Below are 2,213 nucleotides of genomic sequence, written 5' to 3'. Positions count from 1 at the left end.
TCGGCACCTTCATGGCGGTCTGGATCATTTTCTACGGCGCCATACAAGCGTCGGCTCCGCGCCTGCTGAAGGCCGCATCCCGCAGCGAGGGCGACCTGATCGCGGCCGCCCGGACATGGGCCGCAATGCTGGCCGTCCTGCCCGCCGTTCTGGCCGTGGCCGTTCTGGCCGCGGGGCAGCCTGCGCCCTGGCTCACGGTGGTGCTGGTTGTCGGGCTTTTGGTCTTTGGCGGGCTGTTCGCGGTCAATTCCTCGCTGCACTCCTACCTGATCCTTGCGTTTTCCAAGGATGAGCGGGTCACCATGGATGTGGGCTTTTACTACATGGCGAATGCGGGCGGGCGCCTGTTGGGCACCGTGCTGTCCGGCCTCACCTATCAATTGGGCGGGGTGGCCGCCTGCCTGGGAACCGCAGCGGTGATGGTGGCGCTCAGCGCGCTGGCTGCCGGGCGCCTGTCTTCCAACCCCGAACAAGAGGCTCTGTCATGAACATCTTCGAGAAATACCTCAGCCTTTGGGTGGCCCTGGCCATGGCTGCGGGTATTGCGCTTGGCAATGCGGCGCCCGCGGTGGTGGATACCATCGCCGCGGCCGAGGTTGCCAGCGTCAACCTGGTGGTGGCGGTGCTGATCTGGGCCATGGTCTATCCGATGATGATCGGGGTGGATCCCTCCAGCCTCAAGGACGTGGCCCGCCAGCCCAAGGGCCTGGCCATTACGCTGGTGGTGAACTGGCTGATCAAGCCGTTCTCCATGGCAGCGCTCGGTGTTTTGTTCTTCGAGGTGGTCTTTGCCCCGTTCGTGCAGCCCGGTGATGCGCAGCAGTATATCGCGGGCCTGATCCTTTTGGGTGCCGCCCCCTGTACCGCAATGGTCTTTGTCTGGTCTCAGCTGACCAAGGGGGACGAAAACTACACGCTGCTGCAGGTTTCGGTGAACGACCTGATCATGGTGTTTGCCTTTGCGCCGATCGTTGCCTTCCTTCTGGGTGTCACTGATATCGAAGTGCCCTGGAGCACGCTGGTCCTGTCTGCGGTTCTGTTCGTGGTGCTGCCCCTGGCGGCGGGCCTTTGGACCCGTTCTCGCTTGGGCAGCGAGGCGCGGATCACGGGTTTTCTTGCACGGATCAAACCCCTTTCGGTCATCGGGCTGATTGCGACTGTTGTCATTCTGTTCGGGCTTCAGGGGCAGGTGATCCTGGACCGTCCGGCGGTGATCGCAATGATTGCAGTTCCGATTCTAATCCAAAGCTATGCCATCTTCTTTGCCGCCTATGCTGCTGCTTACGCCATGCGGGTTCCGCACAGGATTGCGGCCCCTTGCGCCCTGATCGGAACCTCGAATTTCTTTGAATTGGCTGTGGCTGTGGCAATCAGCCTTTTTGGGCTTCACTCCGGCGCGGCGCTGGCGACAGTCGTGGGCGTACTTGTCGAGGTGCCGGTCATGCTGACGCTGGTGGCCTTTGCAAACCGGACCCGGGCACGCTTTCCGCGGGCAGGTTCATGACCATTGTAATTTACCACAATCCCAATTGCGGCACGTCACGAAATGTTCTGGCGTTTATCCGCGCTGCGGGTGAGGAGCCAGTTGCCGTCGATTATCTCGAAACTGGTTGGACACGTCCGCAACTCATAGGCCTCTTCGCCGCCGCGGGCTTGACCGCTCGGGAGGCGCTGCGCATAGACCGCTCGCCAGCAGAAGAACTCGGCGTCTGCGATGCAACCGTGGACGAAAATGCGCTGCTTGATGCCATGGTTGAACATCCGATCCTGGTGAACCGGCCCCTAGTCTGCAGCCCAAATGGAGTTCGTCTTTGCCGCCCATCGGAAACGGTTCTAGATCTCCTGGATCAACTGCCGCCAGGTCCGCTTGTTAAAGAGGACGGCGAAATGGTGATGGACAAAAACGGAAAGCGGCTCGCGTAATCACTCCAAAAACAGCAATGCTCCTTAGGGTCAGGATGCATTGATTTCCGCCGCACTGCATGATTCACGGCTCGGAAAATGGAGCTGTGACATGTGCGATCTTTTCTGGCTGACCGACGAGCAGATGGCCAAGCTCACCCCTTTTTCCCGAAGCCGCATGGCACAAGCCTCGGGCCGATGACAAACGGGTGCTGAGCGGGATTATCTTCATCAATCGCAATGGGTTGCGCTGGCGAGATGCCCCCGACGCCTACGGGCCGCACAAAACGCTCTACAGCCGGTGGAAGCGT

At 60.6% G+C, this 2,213-nt stretch carries 2 protein-coding genes and 2 pseudogenes; all 4 read left to right on the top strand.

The genetic code is table 11. The annotated features are described in order from the left end of the window. A pseudogene (locus VOI29_RS24260) lies at positions 1 to 488 on the top strand (MFS transporter); the annotation flags it as partial. After that, a complete protein-coding gene (gene arsB / locus VOI29_RS24255) occupies positions 485 to 1,504 on the top strand; it encodes an ACR3 family arsenite efflux transporter (protein ID WP_323784432.1) in 1,020 nt (339 codons plus the stop codon). The pseudogene VOI29_RS24260 and the gene arsB, both read left to right, overlap by 4 nt. Beyond that, positions 1,501 to 1,923, top strand: coding sequence for an arsenate reductase (glutaredoxin) (gene arsC, locus VOI29_RS24250; protein ID WP_323784430.1), 423 nt, complete (start codon positions 1,501 to 1,503; stop codon positions 1,921 to 1,923). The genes arsB and arsC overlap by 4 nt, the downstream gene beginning before the upstream one ends. 91 nt (positions 1,924 to 2,014) lie before the next feature. Then, positions 2,015 to 2,213: pseudogene (locus VOI29_RS24245) on the top strand (transposase); the annotation flags it as partial.

Source organism: Leisingera sp. (genome assembly GCF_034669605.1).
In the GTDB taxonomy this organism is placed as follows: Bacteria; Pseudomonadota; Alphaproteobacteria; order Rhodobacterales; family Rhodobacteraceae; genus Leisingera.
Note: the sequence above shows the minus strand (reverse complement) of the source record. Positions and strands in the feature narration are given on the sequence as shown.

What these genes read in the sequence shown, in the direction of transcription:
- arsC (WP_323784430.1), top strand. Translation starts at nt 1,501, where the DNA reads ATGACCATTGTAATTTACCACAATCCCAATTGCGGCACGTCACGAAAT.
- arsB (WP_323784432.1), top strand. Translation starts at nt 485, where the DNA reads ATGAACATCTTCGAGAAATACCTCAGCCTTTGGGTGGCCCTGGCCATG.